The following is a 17566-nucleotide window of genomic DNA, read 5'->3' on the forward strand; positions in this document are numbered from 1 at the left end:
CTGACGGAGGGGAGGGTTACGGATGGAACAGTTGAAACAGCTGGCGGCCAAGCAGCGGCCAGCTATGATTTTAGTCGGGTTTGTTTCGATGCTAATTGGAGCGGCTATCATTTCACAAGCTTATCTGATCGTACGGATTGTAGATGCGGTTTTCCTTCAACATGCGTCGTTTCATTCAGTATGGCCCGAACTGTTAACTTTGATGGGAGCGCTCTTTCTTCGTGTACTCTTGCAGTGGCTTCATGGCCGAGTCGGCATCCGTATGGCTACAGTTGCAAAGAAGGAAGTTCGGCAGAAGCTCATCAAGCATTACGCTGAAAATCCGTTAATGGCCTCCCTCTCTGGGCAATCCGGAAGAAAAACGGGGATTCTGATGGAAGCCGTAGATGAACTGGACTCTTATTTCAGCCAGTATTTACCGCAGCTAATCCGTTCCTCTGTGGTACCACTCATGCTACTTGTCGCGATATCGGTGCAAAACATCTATTCCGGCATAATCATTTTAGTCACAGCACCGTTCATTCCTATCGCGATGGCCTTAATCGGTATGAGAACGAAGGAGAAGTCGGATGAGCAGCTTCAACAAATGACGGCATTCTCCGGGAAATTCATCGATACATTACAAGGACTTACCACATACAAATTATTCGGCCGCGCAAAGGAACAGCAGGAAGAAATCCATAACAGCAGTATCGGTTTCCGTGACGCGACGATGGCTGTACTGAAAGTGGCGTTCCTTTCCGCGCTTGCGATGGAGTTCATCTCCATGCTCGCTACCGGAATCATTGCGCTCGAAGTTGGTTTAAGGCTCGTCATCTTCAAGACTATTACCTTCTTCACTGCATTTTTCGTTTTGACACTCGTTCCGGAATTCTTCGTCAGCCTTCGAGAGTTAAGCAGCGCGTTCCACACCGGACGCAGCAGTGTCGGCGCGGCAAAACTGATCCAGGAGGAATTAACTTCAGACCAAAACCCAGTACAATGGGGCAATAAAACACTTGAATCAGGTCCACCAACTATTTCATTAAACCAGGTGAAATTTTCATATAAAGAAAACGGCTTTTCATTGGCTATACAAACCGATATCCGCCAATACGAGCAAGTAGCAATCGTAGGACGGAGCGGTTCCGGTAAAACGACTTTGCTCCACCTCATTGCGGGGTTGTTGGAGCCGAATAAAGGCACGATCCACTTGAACAGAAAACAGCGCTCCGATTACAGCGAGGCTAACTGGTTTAGCAAACTCAGTTATATCTCCCAACATCCATACATGTTTGCAGGAACGATCCGAGAAAATATCGCGATCAGTAAAATGGATGCAACAGCGGAGGAGATTGAGCTTGCTGCTAAAAAAGCTGGACTCTCCGAATTGCTCCGCGAATTGCCGGATGGAATCGACACGTCCATCGGTGAAGCGGGACGCGGGCTGTCCGGTGGAGAAATGCAGCGGGTAGCACTTGCACGTGCATTCCTGAAACGGCCAGCCGTCATCCTATTTGACGAACCAACGACGGGGCTCGACTTGAAGACTGAACAAATTCTTGAGCAGTCCATGAAGGAACTCGCCGGAACTGCTACTGTCATCACAGTGGCACACCGCTTGCATACAATCATGCACGCGGACCGGATCCTCTTCCTGGATAAAGGAGAGCTCCTTGCATCTGGAACCCATCACGAACTGATGCAGGTAGAACCGTACCGTGACATGTTTGTGATTCAGGGAGGTGAGCGTTCATGAAGGACATCGTGAAACTGATCTTGAAAGAAAAACGGGATGTTCTCTTGTCGATCCTCTTCGGATTTTTAGGAGGGATTGCAGGCGTTGCACTCTTTGCCGGCAGCGGCTATATGATTTCAACAGGCGCGCTCGAACCGCCTATTTACATTATTATCATCATGGCAGCCGCATTAAAGTTATTTGGGATAGCCTCAGCTCTATTACGTTACGGGGAACGCTACTTTTCCCACCGGGCAACATTCACCATTTTGGGGAATATGCGGAGTTCGTTCTTCGGGAAGCTTGAGCCGCTGGCACCCGGTATTTTTCGAAAATACCGGAGCGGGGACCTGCTTGCGCGCATCGTAGGCGACATTGAAAGTTTGCAAAACTTCTTCCTTCGGGTGTTCTATCCGCCGATTGTGTTGGCGTTAGTGTTCTTGCTGACTATGTTCTTCACCGCGCTCCTTTCTGTCTCGGCTGCACTGATTTTATTCGCAGGATTAATTCTTACTACCGTTGTCATCCCAGCGTTCTTTGCTTGGAGGCAGAAGAAGTTCGATAGCCAAGTGAGGGAAAGCCGCGCTGCATTATCGACGGAGGTAACCGAGTTCTTCTATGGTTTTCGGGATTTGAAGATACACGGACAATTGAGGAATAAAGAAGCGGAACTGAACGAGACAGCCAATTCCTATATGCAGGAGCAGGAAAAACGGAGCATCCAAGACTTGTGGAATAGCTCGGTGAACCAGTTCGTAGGATTAGTAATTGCATGGGCAGTGCTTGCCGTAGGTGCGTATCAGGTAGCGGCCGGCGAGTTGGATGGCATCTATCTGGCCATGTTAGTCCTGATCGCTTTGACCATTTTCGAAAATGCAGTACCGATGGCCGTGTTCCCAGCGCATCTTAACGATAGCGGACGTGCATCCAGTAGATTGCAGGAAGTAGTTGAGGACGTTCCTGCTGAAATCGGCACGTCACAGTTAGATGCAGGCATAGCCGTTGATATCGAAGTTCGAAATGTTTCCTATTCATTCCCAGAAGAAGTTCGCCCGGCACTACAAAATGTATCCATCCGACTGCCGGCCGGTACAAAAACCTCCATCGTCGGACCAAGCGGTTCTGGGAAATCGACTCTGTTCCAGGTATTGCTCAAAATGTTGATTCCCGACGAGGGCAAAGTGCTGTTAAATGGTGATGGAAATATCAAACCGGAATCTGTCTGGGAAGAAGCGAATATCGTGCTTCAGGAAAACCATTTCTTCTATGGAACGATTCGTGATAACTTGGCAATTGCCGGTGACGTGACAGATGAGGAGATGAAAGAAGTGCTTGTGAAAACAGGCTTGGAGCATCTGTCTTTAAATCAGGAGGTACTGGAAAAGGGCGGCAACTTATCGGGCGGTGAAAGGCAACGGCTCGCCATTTCCCGGGGAATGTTGAAGGGCGGCCGTTTGTGGATGCTCGATGAACCGACTTCCTCTGTCGACGCCCTTACCGAACGGACGATTTATGAACATTTGTTAGAACAAGCGAAGGACGATACATTGGTCGTAATCAGTCACCGTCTGAACGGGCTTGAACGGATGGATCAGATCATCGTCATGGAGAACGGGGCAATCATTGAATTTGGATCGTATGAAGAATTGATGGAACGCAAAGGCTATTTTTATGAAATGAAAAAAATTGAGAAAAGCATTTTTAACATAGAATAAGTCTTGGCCGAATAAAACCTCCGCCGTTGAACACATTACGGTTAGGAGGTGACGTCCCATGGGCAAATTCAAGACAAGCAATAAAAACAGCAAAAAAACAATGAATGTGAGAACCCACAATCCGTTCGAAGTCTACAAGCATGATGAAAAGACTTTAAGCAATGAGAACAACCCGAATGACAACCTCAATGAAGAATTATCCGCTGAATTCGATGCTAAGGTGAAGAACAAGAACAACGCAACAAACCATAAAAAAGATCAGCAATCCAATCGGAAGAAATAAGCAAGGCGGACCAACTATGGTCCGTCTTTTTTGATTCGTATCGGCTTGCCATTAAACCGCAACATTTCACATTAAAATGCGAGTCGCAAAAGGCTCAGCTAAACCCGCAAAAGTTTCACTCTAAACTGCAAAACATTACACCGAAGTCGCAAAAGATCCACCCTACAGATGTTGGTGTACGAAAATATCCATCAAATATTTTCCACTATACCCTTATATTCTCCAGACCTCTCGTATAAATAAGCAACAACATTTTCCAAAACCAATTATTAGAACCCATCCATCAATTGCGGTATCATTTCTTATCAAAGGAGTGAACCAATTTGACAGTTAAATCGTTTCAAAATATACCATTATCCGTTCTGGATTTATCACCAATTAATGAAGGCAGTACTCCAACCGAGTCATTTAAGAATAGTGTGGATTTGGCACAGCACGTCGATCGATGGGGATTCAATCGCTATTGGCTGGCGGAACATCATAATATGCCGGGAATCGGTAGTTCTGCAACGTCCGTACTAATTGGCCATATTGCAGGCGCAACGGAGCGAATCCGTGTGGGTTCCGGCGGGATTATGCTGCCGAACCATGCAGCACTTGTGATTGCTGAGCAATTCGGAACGCTTGAATCGCTGTATCCTGGAAGAATCGATTTAGGATTAGGACGCGCGCCGGGGAGTGATCATGCGACGGCGTATGCACTTAGACGCACATTAAACACTTCTGCTGAGCAATTCCCGGAAATGGTTCAAGAATTGGAAAGCTATTTCGCAGGTACAGGATTTGTCCATGCTCACCCGGGTGAAGGACTTGATATTCCCATCTGGCTATTAGGTTCAAGCGACTTTAGTGCTCGGCTTGCTGCCCGTACGGGGAAACGTTTTTCATTCGCAAGCCATTTCTCGAACCAAAATACAATGCCGGCGATCCGTATTTACCGTGATCTGTTTGAGCCATCGGGAGAATTGGACAAGCCTTATGTTATGCTCGGCGTAAATGTAATCGCTGCTGAGACTGCAGAAAAGGCAAGATGGTTAGCAACGTCCCAACAACAGCAAATGTTTGGACTGATTCGTGGGAAACCAGGAAAGTTCCAACCACCGATTGATGAGAATACCGATTGGAATGAAGACGAGCGTTTTGCTTTTGAACAAAGCCTGTCCTCGAATTCGTTTATCATTGGTACTCCAGATCAGGTAAAGGAGCAGCTGACACAATTCATCGAGGAAACAAAGGCGGATGAAATTATTATTAACTCTCCAATCTATCATCATGAGGATCGGATTGAATCTTATAAATATTTAGCTGAAATGATGCAATAATTTTCAAAAAAGAGGTTTAACAGTAGTTACAAAGGGATAAGTAAAAGGTAATAGCATTCCTATTCTTCATGAAACTTACATCCATCGATCAGGAAGGCTCAGATGCCGTATTTGTGACAGAATTGTGAAAGTTTTAATTTTTCCAGTATTCGACAACATTTTTAAAAGACATGAGTTATTATTGCAAATGTTGCGTTTACAAATACGACATCAAAGAACTTGTCAATAGATGATCAAATTTGATGGAGGAACTGTCGTGAAAGAAGAAAAATTGGGATTGATTGACGAAATCGAATTGAAGAAGAAGGATATGTATGTGAAAGCCCAATTATACGGCTTCACAGATCCTCGTGTTGTCGCACACAGCCAGGAACTCGATATCCTCATCAACAAATACCTTGGCATCTCAGCTTAAACACATAAAGTAAAATCGTGGTTCCTTTTTGGACCACGATTTTTTTCTTCCTGTAGAATAGTGGTATAGGGGTGATCCAAATGGATTTAAAAGAAAAATGGATTCAAGAGTCAAAAAAGGGGATGGAAGGATGGGACTTCTCCTATTTAGATGGTCGAATGGAAGAAGAGCCGCTGCCGTGGGATTATGAAACAATCATTCGAACTCATTTAAAGTCCGACCATGAACTCCTTGATATGGGGACTGGCGGGGGAGAGTTTCTACTCAAGCTCGGACATCCTTACGAGAAGACGTCTGTCACCGAAGGATACCGACCAAATTTCAAGCTATGTGTGGAAAAGTTAGCCCCACTTGGCATAAAGGTGAAATTTGTCACCGAAGATGACCGATTAACATTTGCGGATGCGTCATTCGACATCGTGCTGAATCGGCACGAATCATTCGATCCAAAGGAAGTTTACCGTGTCTTGAAGCCGGGCGGAATTTTCATTACTCAACAGGTCGGCGGCGCCGACAATAGAGAAATGGCAGAATTCCTCATCGACAATGTGCCCGAAAGCCCATATAAATCACATACGCTTGAAAACAATATTGGTTTAATCGAGTCAGCTGGCCTTGAAATATTGGATTCAGATGAATACTTGTCTGAAGTGAAATTCTACGATGTGGGTGCGCTCGTGTATTTTGCTTCCATCATCGATTGGGAGTTCCCGGGGTTCTCGGTAGAAAAGAGTTTTGAGCGTTTGATGGAATTAGAGAAAATAGTGAAGGAGCAAGGATTCATTACTTCTAAACAACACAGATTCATAATCGTAGCAAGAAAATAGGAGCATTCCCTAATCGGGAAAGCTCCTTTCTTCTATCTGGAATGAAAAAGTCCGGTCTTTCACGAACTCCCCATTTTCATAAGTCCGTTCAGAAAAGGTGACTTGGTTTTGTTGGTCCACTAAAACAACGGTTGAACACCGCGTTCCGTAGTCCGGAATCCTGATGAATAGGGAAGAAAGGCTTCTCTCCAAATCAATGCCCACCCCTGTTTCAGGTAATTCCTCATCGCTCGCCTGTTCAGCGTTTGCCAAGATTTCAAATAACGCTTTAGGAGCGAGATCGGCATTCTGTTCAGCATATTTCCTTAAGTTAGTCGTCCCTTTCACTACTTTCGGCCAAGGGGTATCGAGCAGATGATTACTAAGTCCATGTGTGCCTGGTTGAACCTTTTCGACTTTTCCTGCGATATTGCTGTAGTAATAAAGTTCATCAGGTGTACCGACAATTAGGTTGAATCCGTTATAGCGGTCTTTATTTTCATGAAGTTCCTTCAAATATTCCTCTGCGTGCATATCCCCAGTTAGGAAGTCCCGTACGATTTCACCACGCGAGATTTTGCCTTCAGCGATTTCGGATGGATCCCGGTAATTCGTCAACGCGGCGAATCGCCCACTCTTCGTAATCCCGAGCCACGTCCCCATTCCTAACAAATCACGGCCAGCCAACAAATTTGGTTCATCCTCCCAAAACGCAGCAGGTGCAGTAGGACGACCGTAAAACTCGTCGCGGTTCGCGGCCACAACGAGTTTGTATTTCGGGTGTGCATGCAGTTGGAAGTTAATCAGACACATCTATTAACGACCTCCATTTAGTAGAACATCTTTCCCTGCTTTCATTCCCGTAAGGAATAAAATAAGTGTCGCGACAAGGAACAAGGAAAGGGAAAATGTCCAGCTTGCCGTCACTTCAAATAAGGTTCCAAATAAGGTAGGACCCAGTGCTGCTATAAGATAACCGATGGACTGAGCCATACCGGACAAGTCCGCAGCCTCCTGGGGCGTCTCGGTCCGAAGTGTAAAAAACATAAGCGCGAGACCAAATCCAGCACCTCCTCCAAAGCCCATGAGTATCATCCAAAGGATCGTGAGTGAGGTGATTTCAGAGATGACTCCGATATATCCGGCAAGTAGGAAAAGGCTTGTAATGGTGACAAGTAGACGTTGGTCTTTCATCTTTCCTGCCAGAACCGGCACTATGAACGTCATTGGCAACTGAGATAGTTGAATGAGAGACGACAACCAACCGGCCGTTGCCGCGCTATATCCTTGTGATTCCAACACGGCCGGCATCCAAGCGGCATTCGTAAAGAAAATCCACGATTGGACGCCCATGAATATCGTAACAGCCCAAGCGAGCGGTGAACGCCAAAGGGAATGTGATGTCTTAGGCTTCAGTGCTTCAACTTTCGTTAGGGTACGACGTTGTCGGATAATTGGAATCCAAATTAGAATTGCGAGTAGGGCAAGCACTGCCCATACTCCGAGAGCCCCGTTCCAGTCAAAAACTTCAATATTGGCGAGCGGTACGCTAATCCCGATTGCAACGGAAGCAGCAAGATTCATGAACACCGTATAAATGCCGGTCATGAAACCCATATGATGCGGAAAGTGGGTTTTTATTAAACTTGGCAATAACACATTTCCGAAAGCGATGGCCACCCCTAACAGGAAAGTCCCCGCAAGTAGGGCAGGGGTCGAACCGAGCGAGCGGATGATAATGCCGACAGCTAACAAACAAATGGACAGGAATAAGGTCAACTCAAGACCAAATCGCTGTGAAATTTTAGGCGCAAACGGCGATACGATGGCGAATGCGATAAGAGGAATCGTCGTAAGGAATCCAGCTAAAACCGTGGAAATTCCCAAATGGTCGATCATAAATGAAATAAGCGGTCCGACCGATGTCAAAGGTGAACGAAGTGTCGATGCCATCGCAATGATTCCCATGAGAAGCAGCCACTTATTTCGGTCGAAATGTAGTTTGCGTGATGTATGGGTTGGGCGTGTCATAAGAAGCCTCCGAAAGTAACGTTAGTTCTATTGTTAGCCTATCATTCGTGGTAAATTTCGGCAATGGTGAGAGCGGGAAGGGGTCCGACTATTCTATATAAGGTGTTTTCCAACCAAGTGGAATTGGTTTCCAACGAAGCAATGAAAGTTTCCAACTAAACATCAAAAGTTTCCAACCATTCATCAAAAGTTTCCAACTAAATCTAAAAAGTTTCCAACCAAAAAACCCTCCATGGCCGGAACCATAGGAGGGCGAAGAAATTACTTCTTCATACCTGTGTAAATGAAGATCGCATCACGCAAGAACGGAGCCGAACCAGGTTGGATATTGTCGTAAAAGGCTGTGAATCTTTCATCATCGACATACATTTGTGCGACGCCGGCGTGGGCTTCCGGTGTATAGGAATCCCAGTAGAAGGCTAGCCACTGTTTGTGAAGTTCTGCAGCTTTTTGCGCTAATTCACTGGCAGCATCTCCAGTGGCGTATGCAGCCTTCAAAGTTTTAGCGAACTCTTCATGTAGCTTCGTTACTGCTTCGTACTGTTCTTGTGTGACCCCCATCAGTTTCGAATTCGATCTGTTAATTGCATCGTCACCATACTTTTCGCGGGCTTCTTTCCCGAATTTCTTTTCGTTTTCCTCAATCATCTTCTTCTTGAATCCTTCGAACTTCTCTTGATCTGACATAACAATCCCTCTTTCTTTTTGATTTATGGTCTTTTCCACATTGGTAATTAAGGCATCCAACTGCATCCGTTTTTCAACCAGCTTTTCTTTATGCTCCAATAGCGCTGAAGTCGCATCAAAATCCGGCGAAGAAAGGATTTCTTTTATCTGCTCCAGTTCAACTCCGAGCTCCCTATAAAACAAAATTTGTTGGAGCCGATCCACTTCCCCTTGCCCGTAAATCCGATAGCCGGAGGAATTAATCCGAGCCGGCTGTAATAAGCCGATTTCATCATAATATCGAAGTGTCCGGGGACTGATGCCCGCCAGCTTGCCTAATTTCTTCACGGTGTATTCCATTGCCGCACCCCCCTCACACCTATAGCTTAAACCTTAACGCAACGTGAAGGTCAATGGGTAATTAAACAAAACAATGTAAAAAATACTTTACAAAAAGTAAAAAATACTTTACATTAATAGCAACTAAGGAGTGGTACCATGTGGAAATAAAAAACCGCATTAAGGAATATCGTGCAAGACATGACCTAACTCAAAAGGATTTGGCTGAAAAAGTGGGAGTGACCCGTCAGACGATTGTGTCTCTTGAAAAAGGCACATACGTCCCGTCACTGCTGTTGGCCATGAATATTGCCGAAGTGTTCAATGAGTCAATCGAAGCTATTTTTCAAAAGGAAGGGGAAGCGAAATGAAGAATGTGTTGATCTATTCGACTGGAAAAGTGATATTCATCGCATTATTTGTATACACCTTTGGAGAGTTTCATGTTGGGTTGCTCAAAATGGATGCGTTTGACCAAGCACTTACGGAAGGAAGGGTAATCGATGTCGATGTTAAGCCTCCAATGGTTCCTGTAATTTTAACCATGATTATGGGGATTATTTTAGGTTTCTGGTCATGGAAGAAATCACGCAATTCCCCAGTAAGGCTTCAGCTTGAAGAATACGAAGAAAACGATGAGCGAGAAGTGGTAATTACAAGCAAAGCAACTAAAAGTGCCTATACGTCAATTGGCTACACAGCGTTCATCGCTATTGCTATTATGACAATCGCATCATATTCCTGGCTCCAAACATTCCCCGCTCTACCCATTTATCTGATGGGGGCTATCGTCATTATTGCTACGGTAATCTATGCTGCCGTCTGGTGCATTGAATATCAGAAGTAGGGAATCGGGAACTTAAGAAAGAAAAACCTATATAAAACGAAGGGAGAGGGCATGGTTGGAGAAAAGTAAATTAAAAATGATGATTTCAATAGCCGGAATTGTAGTTATTCTAACATTAACCGGGTTCATGTTTAACCAGTATAGGATTTATCAAGCAGATCAACTGATTATAGATCAGTGCTTTGAGAACTTTGATACAAAAGGAAAAGTTGTGATGAAAAAAGAGAACTTTTGGTCACCTATAACTTGTGAAAACTCTTAACTGGATGAATGAAAGACTTGTTATCGATAAAACATATTATTAATCTTATGTTCACCCCCAACAAGGAAATGATTTAGCTGCCGTCGAATTCTGTAGATGGAGGGGTTCGTATGATTCATCACACAATCGAAGTCGAAGGAAAAACGGTCAGTTATACGGAATGGGGAGAAGAGGATCGACCTGTTTTGGTCTGCCTGCACGGTCTTGCAGGAAGTGCTTTTTATAGTTTTTCTGTCCTTCAAAAGTATTTGTCCGAACACTTTCGAATTATTGCTATTGATCAGCCTGGTCATGGATTGAGTGATTCTTTGGATCAGGAGTCTGATTATTTATTTTCCAATTTGGCGAAGTGGTACAAAAATCTATTTGCGCACTTAAATCTGAAGTCTTTCTATTTGGCAGGTCATTCATGGGGGGCGGATGTCGCACTACATTTTACAAAGTATTATCCTGAAATGGTAAAGGGACTAATATTGTTGGATGGGGCATTCACTTTCCCGCACTTACAGGAAGGGATGACTTTCGAGGTTGCATATCAAGGCTGGAATCAGTACATGGACAATGCCAAGTATCAGAATAGAGAAGAAATATTTCAGGAATACAGGGGATATACAAAAAACTGGACGCCTGAAATTGAACAGTCGGTTACGACAATCTTTACCGATGATCATCAATTGATTGCAACCAAATTCACCGTACTTTCTATTATAAAATCCTTTTTCACCGAATCGTTTCTCGATGCCTATCCACAGATCGATGTTCGGGTTCTACTTATTCATGCGACTCGACCTCATGATTTGGATGCAGCGAGAGAAGTGGGCATTCTGAAAATGAAAAAAGAAATTTCAGGAGTTACCGTCATTCCTATTGAAGCGGGGCATATGCTCCAATGGGATGAACCTGAGAAGGTGGCAGCAGAGATCATTAAATTTGCAAATAAATAGAGGAAACTTGCAAACAATAAAAAACCCAATTGCAAATAAATATTGCAAATAAAAAGGCGAGAGCTCTTTGCTCCCGCCTCGATGTATGTTAGCAATCGTTATCCGCTTTATTGCGTAATTTATTCAACTCACGGTCAGGTTCTTCCGAGCGATTAATATCCTCTACATTCAAATCGAAATCCTCTGCGAACTCAGCGCGGTTATTCAAATCGTTGTTTGGGTTAGTAATGTTATTGTTATTTCGGTTACGTTCGTTACGGTTGTTTGCCATGGTGGTTCACCTCCCTCAAACCTTAGGTTGTGCAGAATAAGGGAGATTATTCGGAAATCAAAATGAAAGGGAGAGCAGAATCTCTGTAGATTCATCTCTTAACGGTACCTATTTCATGAAAAAAACCATCGTTCTTTTATTCGCGCTATTCCTATTGACTGGTTGTATTCTTCCTGGACCCGCTAAGGAACCCACACTCGATCAGCTTACCCGTGTAGATGTTGAATATGAGGATAATACATATTTTGAATCCGTCATTGAAGGAGAAGAAGAAGTAAATGAATTAATTCAAATCCTCCAGGAGATTAGCTGGGAAGATGGGAAAGCCGAAATGGCGAGAGAGCCGGACATGATTTTGCATCTATTTTTTACTGTTGAAGAAGGGATGCCGGAATCAATCAGACCGATTCAAATCTGGTTCAATTCTGATCAGACAGCTACACTCATCGATTCCCACAACGCCCGAATCGGAAAACTAAAAAAGGAATATGCGTCGAAATTGCAGGAACTAATTAAATTTGAAGTTCAATAGTTAGCTAAAGGGAGATTGTATATGAAAATACAGATGGTTCTATTTCTTATCGGATTAATTTTGTTTATGACCGGAATATACATATCTACTATTTGGGAAATACCTGGCATGATCATGGGGATTTTCGGTGGAATGACCATGGGAAGCAGCATGTACTTTTTTGTTAATCAAGGGAAACAGAAAGACAGTTAAGATCTTTAGGAGGTAAAAAAATGGTTGGTGTAATCATTAATTTAATTATGGTTATTGCTTTCTTAATCCTTGGAATTTACTTGTCTAAAGGAAAAGGTGCATTCCTGATTGCAGGTTATAACACCATGTCAGCCAGTGAGAAGGCGAAATACGATGAAGTGACCTTGTGTAAATTCATGGGGAAAATGATGTATGGGTTAAGTTTTAGCATATTTTTATGGGCACTGAGTGATTTGTTAGAAATTCAACTATTATTTATCATTGGTATGGTGTTATTTGCTGGCCTTATTGTATTTATATTGGTGTACATAAATACGGGGAATCGGTTTAAAAAAAGCTAAAATTTTCGAAGGACTTCAAATGGTTTTTGAAGTCCTTCGTTTTTGAACAATAAGTACTAACATGCAGTTCAATAAGCCTTAAGACCACGTCAATTGCCAAGATACTCCGAACTTGTCCTGCACCCAGCCGAATTTCTTGAAACCAGGAAGGTCTCCCAGAGCCATTAACTCTAAGCCTCCATCGGCCAGACGAGCATACACGCGGTCAATTTCCTCTTCCGATTCGCAAGCAACCATCATGGAAATGGCAGGAGTAAACGTAAATTCATGATGAACAGAACTATCGATCGCCATGAATTCCTGTCCTTTAATACTAAAGATTGCGTGCATGACGCCACCGGTTTCATTCGGGATCAAATTCACAATTTCTCCTCCGAACACCTCAATATAAAGGTCGATTGCTTCTTTTGCCTTCCCCTCAAACATAAGGAAAGTGTGGATTTGTTGTGTCATTAACTATAACCTCCTAGCTGTTTACTTTCTACATTATCATAGAAATTCATAAAAAATATTCAAAATTTTTGTTCCATTCATGGAACAAAATGGTGGTTTCATACGTAGAAAGGAAAAAGGGGGGACTGCTTCAGTGTTGAATTTAATTGTAATTGTATTTATAGTAATCGCCATTCTATCGACCGTGGGTGGTCTCTACCTTATTAAACGAGACTGGCATCGTAGCAATGCCAATGTTTCAGCAGGTATCATTTTGCTGTCGATGGCAGTTCTTTCTCTATTAGCTGTGCTGATTACGTATTCGAATTTTTAACGAGGAGGATTTTATATGCAATGGTTCATGTGGATATTTTGGGGTGCGATTGCGCTACTAATTGTAGGAGGGTTTCTTGTGGATCGTCTTAGCGGCAGGAAATATGACCGCTCAAAGGCTGAGAACTCGTTAAATCAGAATATGGCAGAAGCAGATGCTTTACGCGAAGTGGATCGATACAATCACCAAAATCCAATGTTTTGATATCAGGGAAATGAACAAAGCACTCCATAGTGATAGAGTGCTTTGCATTAGTCGCTATTCTACTTCTTTCAGCATCTTTTCGATGACAACTAACCGTTCCTCCAAGTCATTGACTTTGGATTGCAAGAGTCGATTATTTTCTCTTTCTAAAGTTAGTTTCTCATCGGCACGTTGTTCAAAGCGTTTCACTGTTTTGACTACAAAAATTACAATCAGTACGAAAACAATGATGGGAAGCAAAGACATTAATAATGGTAATAACCCGAATAATGTAACAGAACTCATAAAAACACCTCTTAGAATGTAGTTATTTCTTTTTCTTCATCGTTAAGGAAGAAGAAAGAGCGTGAATGATTGTTTCATTCAACTCCAAGTGAAACGGAGTTAACTGATAATACTTTGCAGCTTGGCCCGTTTCTAAAATTTCCATATCCGTTGAAACCAGATTCGCCTCCTCCAGCTTTTGTAGGTGCAGATACAATAGGGGTCTGCTGATGCCAAGCTCGCGTGCAAGGTGGCTGACGTACTGCCTTCCTTCCGATAACACTGCAATAATTTTTAAACGTTGAGGGTTCGATAAAGCCTCTAAAACCAGGAGCAACTCATCACCAGTATCAAAATGTTTCATATGTAAGTATTTTATTACAGGTATTATAACGAGTCAATATTTTGTTGGAAATAAATTCTTGAATCACTAATAAGGGAGGGTTCTAATTGGGGAAATGGTTTATATGGGGAGGGGCATTCATCGCCTTCTTCTTTATTTTGATGGGCAACTTGTTTACTGCTTCATCGGAAGAACGATTTGGGTTTTACGGTGACGAATGGGGGCTAAAGTTGCCAAACGCAATGGCACAGGAAATCGTGTTGGGAGCGCAGCCTCATCCGGAAGATAATCGGGCGAAATTTAACGTACTCATTTACAAGGATTCGGAAGATTTCTCAAAAGTTACAGGTCTAAAGATAATAACGGAAGAAAATTTAGAAGATCTACAACGAGAAATACTTGTGTTTCAGACTCGAGCAATTCACGATATTGATTATGTTAAAGAGAATGAATTAATTAACTTGTTCGAAGAAAATTCACCTGACCCACAGATAGGAGACTCGTTCTATTACAAGGAAGACAAAAAGGGCAATTATTTCTTCGCGATCATTAAAGAGAATGAGAGTAAAGTATATACCTTTGAGTGGTCGGAAGTATTGGAGTGATAAATATGAGCAGCGATCGTATTGAACTGAGCTTTAAAAATAAGGAAATTCGGATGTGGGCTTTCATTATGGTGCCGACAGTTGTAGTGGGATTCATTCTACTTTATTTTGCAGAGGAAGCTGATCATTTTGGGTTCCGAGTAGCCCCTTACGTCCTACTAATGTTGAGTTATGCCTTCTATTACATATGGAGGTACCGATATCGAAAGAAGAAAAAAGACAAAGGTTGATGAGGAAGGGTGACTGTATATGAACTTTGTTGAAGGGTTGGGATGCTAAGGTTAGATGCGGCATGATAACGAACACTTTCTTCTCCGTGAATTATTTGCCCCATCTAATATTTCTAAAGATAATAGAGATGATTTGGTACTCGAACACTCTCAACACTTAAGGAGGATGAGTATGTCCGAGAAACAACGGGATGAGTTGAAATACAAAGAACAACGGAATAACCCGGGCGGGGCTTTGAATAATGCTTGGTCCCAAGCCCATACTGGTTCACCTGGCAGAGGATGCTTATTGAATAGTGTTTCACTGGCTATCGTTGTTGTATTGCTGCTAATCGTCCGAGCCTGTACAAATTAATCAAAAGGGGAAGATTACTATTAAATCTACTTATAAAAAACAAATTAGTGAGATAGTCGAGCGACTTCCGGAAGAAAAAGCCTTAGAACTATTGATGATGGCTGAAAGCATGGAGGAGAAACTAAAGTTTGTCCAACACCTCATCAATAAAGGAATGAAGGTAGAGGAAGAACTGGATGGACAACACTTCAGGGAGAAATGGGAAGAACGCTTTGCTGCCGGCATCGACGACAAGACGAAGAAGGACATCTATTTCAACCGATTCCTATGGCATATATTCAGTTTTGGAGCACTAAAGTGCCTGGAGAAGGATGAGGCGGAGGCAGCCTTTGATCAAATGGAAAAGAAGAATTGTTATTTATTTTCCCAGCATCATATTGTAAGTTTTGAACTATTGAATGCAGAATCGCTAAAGGTGGAAGACCTTGGAGAAGAAACGGATATCTATGTAGTCGATGAAGATTTTACATGGACATTTGTAAAGACACATGAATCCGTATGTGGGCCGTATTTCTATCAACTGCCTTAAAAGAAGAAAGGGCATCGCCAATTCGGCAACGTATAATCTTACTATCATCTGCCCAAAAGGCATATAAAAAATTAAAAGGACAAACACTTATGAAAAATTACATAGAACGAATCAACCAAATATACTCTGAATTACAAATCCAGACCGCTACCCCGAATGACATCGGTCAGAATAATGACGTACTCGTGATCAATGACTCACTAATCTTCCGTTTCCCAAAATATCAAAATGGAATAGAACGTTTAGCGGAAGAAAAAGAAATATTAAACCGGGTGAGAAAATTTGTCTCTCTACCGACGCCTAAGTTTAAGTATCAATCTTTTGATGAGCCGGAAGTTGGAAAGGTATTTGTCGGTTACGAAATTATTGAAGGGGTTCCTTTTTGGAAGGAAAGTTTTTATGAAATCAAAGACGCAAAGTTGAAGCGAGAAATTGCAGAACAGCTTACAACCTTCTTAAAGGAACTGCACTCCATACCGAAAATCGAGTTAGTGGAGATCGGGTTAAAGGAACATCATCCGATTGAGGTGATGGCTGAGATGCATAAGAAAATACAGGAGAAGCTCTTCTCATTTATGCGTGCGGATGCCAAAGAAGAAATTACGCTTTCTTTCAAGGATTTCCTTGAAAATAACCGTGAAATAGAAACGGCACTTATACATGGAGACTTTGGTTCTTCCAATATATTATGGGACCCAACGTTAAAGGAAATTACAGGTGTCATCGACTTTGGAGGTTCCGGATTAGGTGACCCAGCATACGATTTAGCTGGGATTCTCTCAAGCTTCGGTGAAGATTTCTATCGCTTATGTCTGTCACTTTACCCAAATGGTGAAGAAATTTCGGAGCGGGTTAAATTTTACCGAAGTACATTCGCCCTTCAAGAAGCACTGCATGGGATTGAACATAATGACGAAGAAGCCTTCGAGGCTGGGATTAAAAACTATCGCTAATTTAGTAGTAGAGAATGCCGTTCCATTTTGAATCACTATTACAAAGCTTGCTTATTAAGTAGGTGTCTCATAATCTTATTGATTAAAAGTATGTAAACTTGTGTTCAACAATTGAGCAGAACTTTGAAGGTTGCAGTAATAACAAACAAAGGAGTGGAAGAAATTTGAAGCGATCATTATTACTAATTTTAATAGTTTTCGGCGGCATTGTAAGTGGATGCGGAGGAGACAAAATTACTATTTCAGAAATTGATTTAGAAAAAGCAAATGACATGGTGAAAAATTTTATTCAGAATGTGGAAAATAATCTTCAAGATCCAGACACCGGGATTTATATAGTCAACGATACAAAAAATCGCTATTTGTATCTTAATCAAGATTTTTTGGATGATGGAAGAGGCTTTGGTGATATCGATATCAAAACAGACGAAAATTCAATCAACATTTACGTGAATGATGTGTCTACTTCCGACGGGGAAGAAGATACATATAAGTTATACAAGATAAAAATTAAAGGGGAATATGAGTACCTGAAAGTTTTTAAGAATGGTGAGGAAACCCATTTTGCAGGGGTTGGGGCATAGTTGATAATGCCACAAAGGGGCAATATCTCACTTTTTAACTAACGGTGGTG

General features: G+C 42.5%; 28 protein-coding genes. 21 read left to right on the forward strand and 7 right to left on the reverse strand.

What is annotated here, in order from left to right; genetic code table 11:
- Positions 1 to 22: 22 nt before the first annotated feature.
- The 6 genes from cydD (at position 23) to ACFOZY_RS00595 (ending at position 6279) form a co-directional block, all read left to right on the forward strand.
- Positions 23 to 1738, forward strand: a complete 1716-nt coding sequence (gene cydD / locus ACFOZY_RS00570) for a thiol reductant ABC exporter subunit CydD (protein ID WP_378151124.1) — start codon at positions 23 to 25, stop codon at positions 1736 to 1738.
- Positions 1735 to 3432, forward strand: a complete 1698-nt coding sequence (cydC, locus tag ACFOZY_RS00575) for a thiol reductant ABC exporter subunit CydC (protein ID WP_378151126.1) — start codon at positions 1735 to 1737, stop codon at positions 3430 to 3432. The genes cydD and cydC overlap by 4 nt, the downstream gene beginning before the upstream one ends.
- A gap of 58 nt (positions 3433 to 3490) precedes the next feature.
- On the forward strand, positions 3491 to 3715 hold the full coding sequence (locus ACFOZY_RS00580) for a hypothetical protein (RefSeq protein WP_378151128.1): 225 nt from the start codon (positions 3491 to 3493) through the stop codon (positions 3713 to 3715).
- Positions 3716 to 4038: 323 nt separating this feature from the next.
- The gene (locus ACFOZY_RS00585; protein ID WP_378151130.1) at positions 4039 to 5037 is read left to right on the forward strand and encodes an LLM class flavin-dependent oxidoreductase; all 999 of its coding nucleotides are present in this window, start codon (positions 4039 to 4041) and stop codon (positions 5035 to 5037) included.
- Between the two features lie 229 nt (positions 5038 to 5266).
- Positions 5267 to 5452, forward strand: a complete 186-nt coding sequence (locus ACFOZY_RS00590; protein ID WP_378151133.1) for an aspartyl-phosphate phosphatase Spo0E family protein — start codon at positions 5267 to 5269, stop codon at positions 5450 to 5452.
- A gap of 80 nt (positions 5453 to 5532) precedes the next feature.
- The gene (locus ACFOZY_RS00595; RefSeq protein ID WP_378151135.1) at positions 5533 to 6279 is read left to right on the forward strand and encodes a class I SAM-dependent methyltransferase; all 747 of its coding nucleotides are present in this window, start codon (positions 5533 to 5535) and stop codon (positions 6277 to 6279) included.
- A gap of 9 nt (positions 6280 to 6288) precedes the next feature.
- Here ACFOZY_RS00595 and ACFOZY_RS00600 read toward each other — a convergent pair whose 3' ends face one another.
- From ACFOZY_RS00600 to ACFOZY_RS00610, 3 genes are all read right to left on the reverse strand, one after another.
- On the reverse strand, positions 6289 to 7071 hold the full coding sequence (locus tag ACFOZY_RS00600; RefSeq protein WP_378151137.1) for an NRDE family protein: 783 nt from the start codon (positions 7069 to 7071) through the stop codon (positions 6289 to 6291).
- Between the two features lie 3 nt (positions 7072 to 7074).
- Entirely contained in the window at positions 7075 to 8289 is a 1215-nt protein-coding gene (locus tag ACFOZY_RS00605) for a CynX/NimT family MFS transporter (protein WP_378151139.1), read from the reverse strand.
- Between the two features lie 261 nt (positions 8290 to 8550).
- Positions 8551 to 9315, reverse strand: a complete 765-nt coding sequence (locus ACFOZY_RS00610) for a MerR family transcriptional regulator (protein ID WP_378151141.1) — start codon at positions 9313 to 9315, stop codon at positions 8551 to 8553.
- Between the two features lie 140 nt (positions 9316 to 9455).
- Between ACFOZY_RS00610 and ACFOZY_RS00615 the strand changes: the two genes are divergently transcribed.
- From ACFOZY_RS00615 to ACFOZY_RS00630, 4 genes are all read left to right on the forward strand, one after another.
- Entirely contained in the window at positions 9456 to 9665 is a 210-nt protein-coding gene (locus ACFOZY_RS00615; RefSeq protein WP_378151143.1) for a helix-turn-helix transcriptional regulator, read from the forward strand.
- On the forward strand, positions 9662 to 10141 hold the full coding sequence (locus ACFOZY_RS00620) for a hypothetical protein (protein ID WP_378151145.1): 480 nt from the start codon (positions 9662 to 9664) through the stop codon (positions 10139 to 10141). The genes ACFOZY_RS00615 and ACFOZY_RS00620 overlap by 4 nt, the downstream gene beginning before the upstream one ends.
- 76 nt (positions 10142 to 10217) lie before the next feature.
- Positions 10218 to 10403 carry a hypothetical protein gene (locus tag ACFOZY_RS00625; RefSeq protein WP_378151147.1) on the forward strand — a complete coding sequence of 62 codons (186 nt, stop codon included), beginning with the start codon at positions 10218 to 10220 and terminating at the stop codon, positions 10401 to 10403.
- Positions 10404 to 10513: 110 nt separating this feature from the next.
- Entirely contained in the window at positions 10514 to 11347 is an 834-nt protein-coding gene (locus ACFOZY_RS00630) for an alpha/beta fold hydrolase (protein ID WP_378151149.1), read from the forward strand.
- Positions 11348 to 11435: 88 nt separating this feature from the next.
- Here ACFOZY_RS00630 and ACFOZY_RS00635 read toward each other — a convergent pair whose 3' ends face one another.
- Complete coding sequence (locus ACFOZY_RS00635) at positions 11436 to 11618, reverse strand: hypothetical protein (protein WP_378151151.1); 183 nt, start codon at positions 11616 to 11618, stop codon at positions 11436 to 11438.
- Positions 11619 to 11733: 115 nt separating this feature from the next.
- Here ACFOZY_RS00635 and ACFOZY_RS00640 point away from each other — a divergent pair, with 115 nt between their 5' ends.
- From ACFOZY_RS00640 to ACFOZY_RS00650, 3 genes are read left to right on the forward strand one after another with little or no spacing between them, the layout of a single operon-like run.
- Positions 11734 to 12150, forward strand: coding sequence for a membrane lipoprotein lipid attachment site-containing protein (locus ACFOZY_RS00640; protein WP_378151153.1), 417 nt, complete (start codon positions 11734 to 11736; stop codon positions 12148 to 12150).
- Positions 12151 to 12171: 21 nt separating this feature from the next.
- Positions 12172 to 12342: a hypothetical protein gene (locus tag ACFOZY_RS00645; RefSeq protein ID WP_378151155.1), complete on the forward strand. Its 171-nt coding sequence runs from the start codon at positions 12172 to 12174 to the stop codon at positions 12340 to 12342.
- Between the two features lie 20 nt (positions 12343 to 12362).
- Entirely contained in the window at positions 12363 to 12683 is a 321-nt protein-coding gene (locus tag ACFOZY_RS00650; protein ID WP_378151157.1) for a DUF3784 domain-containing protein, read from the forward strand.
- A gap of 78 nt (positions 12684 to 12761) precedes the next feature.
- Here ACFOZY_RS00650 and ACFOZY_RS00655 read toward each other — a convergent pair whose 3' ends face one another.
- On the reverse strand, positions 12762 to 13136 hold the full coding sequence (locus ACFOZY_RS00655; RefSeq protein ID WP_378151159.1) for a VOC family protein: 375 nt from the start codon (positions 13134 to 13136) through the stop codon (positions 12762 to 12764).
- A 133-nt stretch (positions 13137 to 13269) separates the two neighbouring features.
- Between ACFOZY_RS00655 and ACFOZY_RS00660 the strand changes: the two genes are divergently transcribed.
- Both ACFOZY_RS00660 and ACFOZY_RS00665 read left to right on the forward strand, forming a co-directional pair.
- Positions 13270 to 13449 (forward strand): hypothetical protein, encoded by a 180-nt coding sequence (locus tag ACFOZY_RS00660; RefSeq protein WP_378151161.1) that lies wholly within the window; start codon positions 13270 to 13272, stop codon positions 13447 to 13449.
- 15 nt (positions 13450 to 13464) lie between these two features.
- Entirely contained in the window at positions 13465 to 13653 is a 189-nt protein-coding gene (locus ACFOZY_RS00665) for a hypothetical protein (protein WP_378151163.1), read from the forward strand.
- Between the two features lie 54 nt (positions 13654 to 13707).
- Here ACFOZY_RS00665 and ACFOZY_RS00670 read toward each other — a convergent pair whose 3' ends face one another.
- Both ACFOZY_RS00670 and ACFOZY_RS00675 read right to left on the reverse strand, forming a co-directional pair.
- Entirely contained in the window at positions 13708 to 13938 is a 231-nt protein-coding gene (locus ACFOZY_RS00670) for a hypothetical protein (RefSeq protein ID WP_378151165.1), read from the reverse strand.
- 22 nt (positions 13939 to 13960) lie between these two features.
- Positions 13961 to 14281: an ArsR/SmtB family transcription factor gene (locus ACFOZY_RS00675; RefSeq protein WP_378151167.1), complete on the reverse strand. Its 321-nt coding sequence runs from the start codon at positions 14279 to 14281 to the stop codon at positions 13961 to 13963.
- A gap of 86 nt (positions 14282 to 14367) precedes the next feature.
- Here ACFOZY_RS00675 and ACFOZY_RS00680 point away from each other — a divergent pair, with 86 nt between their 5' ends.
- The 6 genes from ACFOZY_RS00680 to ACFOZY_RS00705 all read left to right on the forward strand — a co-directional run bounded on the left by ACFOZY_RS00680 (position 14368) and on the right by ACFOZY_RS00705 (position 17516).
- On the forward strand, positions 14368 to 14865 hold the full coding sequence (locus tag ACFOZY_RS00680) for a hypothetical protein (RefSeq protein WP_378151169.1): 498 nt from the start codon (positions 14368 to 14370) through the stop codon (positions 14863 to 14865).
- 5 nt (positions 14866 to 14870) lie between these two features.
- Positions 14871 to 15095 (forward strand): hypothetical protein, encoded by a 225-nt coding sequence (locus ACFOZY_RS00685; protein ID WP_378151171.1) that lies wholly within the window; start codon positions 14871 to 14873, stop codon positions 15093 to 15095.
- A 172-nt stretch (positions 15096 to 15267) separates the two neighbouring features.
- A complete protein-coding gene (locus ACFOZY_RS00690) occupies positions 15268 to 15450 on the forward strand; it encodes a hypothetical protein (RefSeq protein ID WP_378151173.1) in 183 nt (60 codons plus the stop codon).
- Positions 15451 to 15559: 109 nt separating this feature from the next.
- The gene (locus ACFOZY_RS00695) at positions 15560 to 15979 is read left to right on the forward strand and encodes a DUF4275 family protein (RefSeq protein WP_378151175.1); all 420 of its coding nucleotides are present in this window, start codon (positions 15560 to 15562) and stop codon (positions 15977 to 15979) included.
- Between the two features lie 89 nt (positions 15980 to 16068).
- A complete protein-coding gene (locus tag ACFOZY_RS00700) occupies positions 16069 to 16932 on the forward strand; it encodes a phosphotransferase family protein (RefSeq protein WP_378151177.1) in 864 nt (287 codons plus the stop codon).
- Between the two features lie 164 nt (positions 16933 to 17096).
- Positions 17097 to 17516, forward strand: a complete 420-nt coding sequence (locus ACFOZY_RS00705) for a hypothetical protein (protein WP_378151179.1) — start codon at positions 17097 to 17099, stop codon at positions 17514 to 17516.
- Positions 17517 to 17566: the final 50 nt, after the last annotated feature.

This window comes from Chungangia koreensis (genome assembly GCF_042651785.1).
Lineage (GTDB): Bacteria > Bacillota > Bacilli > Bacillales_A > Planococcaceae > Chungangia > Chungangia koreensis.

Coding starts and splice junctions, on each gene's coding strand:
- cydD (WP_378151124.1), top strand. CDS start 23: ATGGAACAGTTGAAACAGCTGGCGGCCAAGCAGCGGCCAGCTATGATT.
- cydC (WP_378151126.1), top strand. CDS start 1,735: ATGAAGGACATCGTGAAACTGATCTTGAAAGAAAAACGGGATGTTCTC.
- ACFOZY_RS00580 (WP_378151128.1), top strand. CDS start 3,491: ATGGGCAAATTCAAGACAAGCAATAAAAACAGCAAAAAAACAATGAAT.
- ACFOZY_RS00590 (WP_378151133.1), top strand. CDS start 5,267: ATGATCAAATTTGATGGAGGAACTGTCGTGAAAGAAGAAAAATTGGGA.
- ACFOZY_RS00595 (WP_378151135.1), top strand. CDS start 5,533: ATGGATTTAAAAGAAAAATGGATTCAAGAGTCAAAAAAGGGGATGGAA.
- ACFOZY_RS00600 (WP_378151137.1), bottom strand. CDS start 7,071: ATGTGTCTGATTAACTTCCAACTGCATGCACACCCGAAATACAAACTC.
- ACFOZY_RS00605 (WP_378151139.1), bottom strand. CDS start 8,289: ATGACACGCCCAACCCATACATCACGCAAACTACATTTCGACCGAAAT.
- ACFOZY_RS00610 (WP_378151141.1), bottom strand. CDS start 9,315: ATGGAATACACCGTGAAGAAATTAGGCAAGCTGGCGGGCATCAGTCCC.
- ACFOZY_RS00620 (WP_378151145.1), top strand. CDS start 9,662: ATGAAGAATGTGTTGATCTATTCGACTGGAAAAGTGATATTCATCGCA.
- ACFOZY_RS00625 (WP_378151147.1), top strand. CDS start 10,218: ATGATGATTTCAATAGCCGGAATTGTAGTTATTCTAACATTAACCGGG.
- ACFOZY_RS00630 (WP_378151149.1), top strand. CDS start 10,514: ATGATTCATCACACAATCGAAGTCGAAGGAAAAACGGTCAGTTATACG.
- ACFOZY_RS00635 (WP_378151151.1), bottom strand. CDS start 11,618: ATGGCAAACAACCGTAACGAACGTAACCGAAATAACAATAACATTACT.
- ACFOZY_RS00640 (WP_378151153.1), top strand. CDS start 11,734: ATGAAAAAAACCATCGTTCTTTTATTCGCGCTATTCCTATTGACTGGT.
- ACFOZY_RS00645 (WP_378151155.1), top strand. CDS start 12,172: ATGAAAATACAGATGGTTCTATTTCTTATCGGATTAATTTTGTTTATG.
- ACFOZY_RS00650 (WP_378151157.1), top strand. CDS start 12,363: ATGGTTGGTGTAATCATTAATTTAATTATGGTTATTGCTTTCTTAATC.
- ACFOZY_RS00655 (WP_378151159.1), bottom strand. CDS start 13,136: ATGACACAACAAATCCACACTTTCCTTATGTTTGAGGGGAAGGCAAAA.
- ACFOZY_RS00665 (WP_378151163.1), top strand. CDS start 13,465: ATGCAATGGTTCATGTGGATATTTTGGGGTGCGATTGCGCTACTAATT.
- ACFOZY_RS00670 (WP_378151165.1), bottom strand. CDS start 13,938: ATGAGTTCTGTTACATTATTCGGGTTATTACCATTATTAATGTCTTTG.
- ACFOZY_RS00675 (WP_378151167.1), bottom strand. CDS start 14,281: ATGAAACATTTTGATACTGGTGATGAGTTGCTCCTGGTTTTAGAGGCT.
- ACFOZY_RS00685 (WP_378151171.1), top strand. CDS start 14,871: ATGAGCAGCGATCGTATTGAACTGAGCTTTAAAAATAAGGAAATTCGG.
- ACFOZY_RS00690 (WP_378151173.1), top strand. CDS start 15,268: ATGTCCGAGAAACAACGGGATGAGTTGAAATACAAAGAACAACGGAAT.
- ACFOZY_RS00695 (WP_378151175.1), top strand. CDS start 15,560: ATGGAGGAGAAACTAAAGTTTGTCCAACACCTCATCAATAAAGGAATG.
- ACFOZY_RS00700 (WP_378151177.1), top strand. CDS start 16,069: ATGAAAAATTACATAGAACGAATCAACCAAATATACTCTGAATTACAA.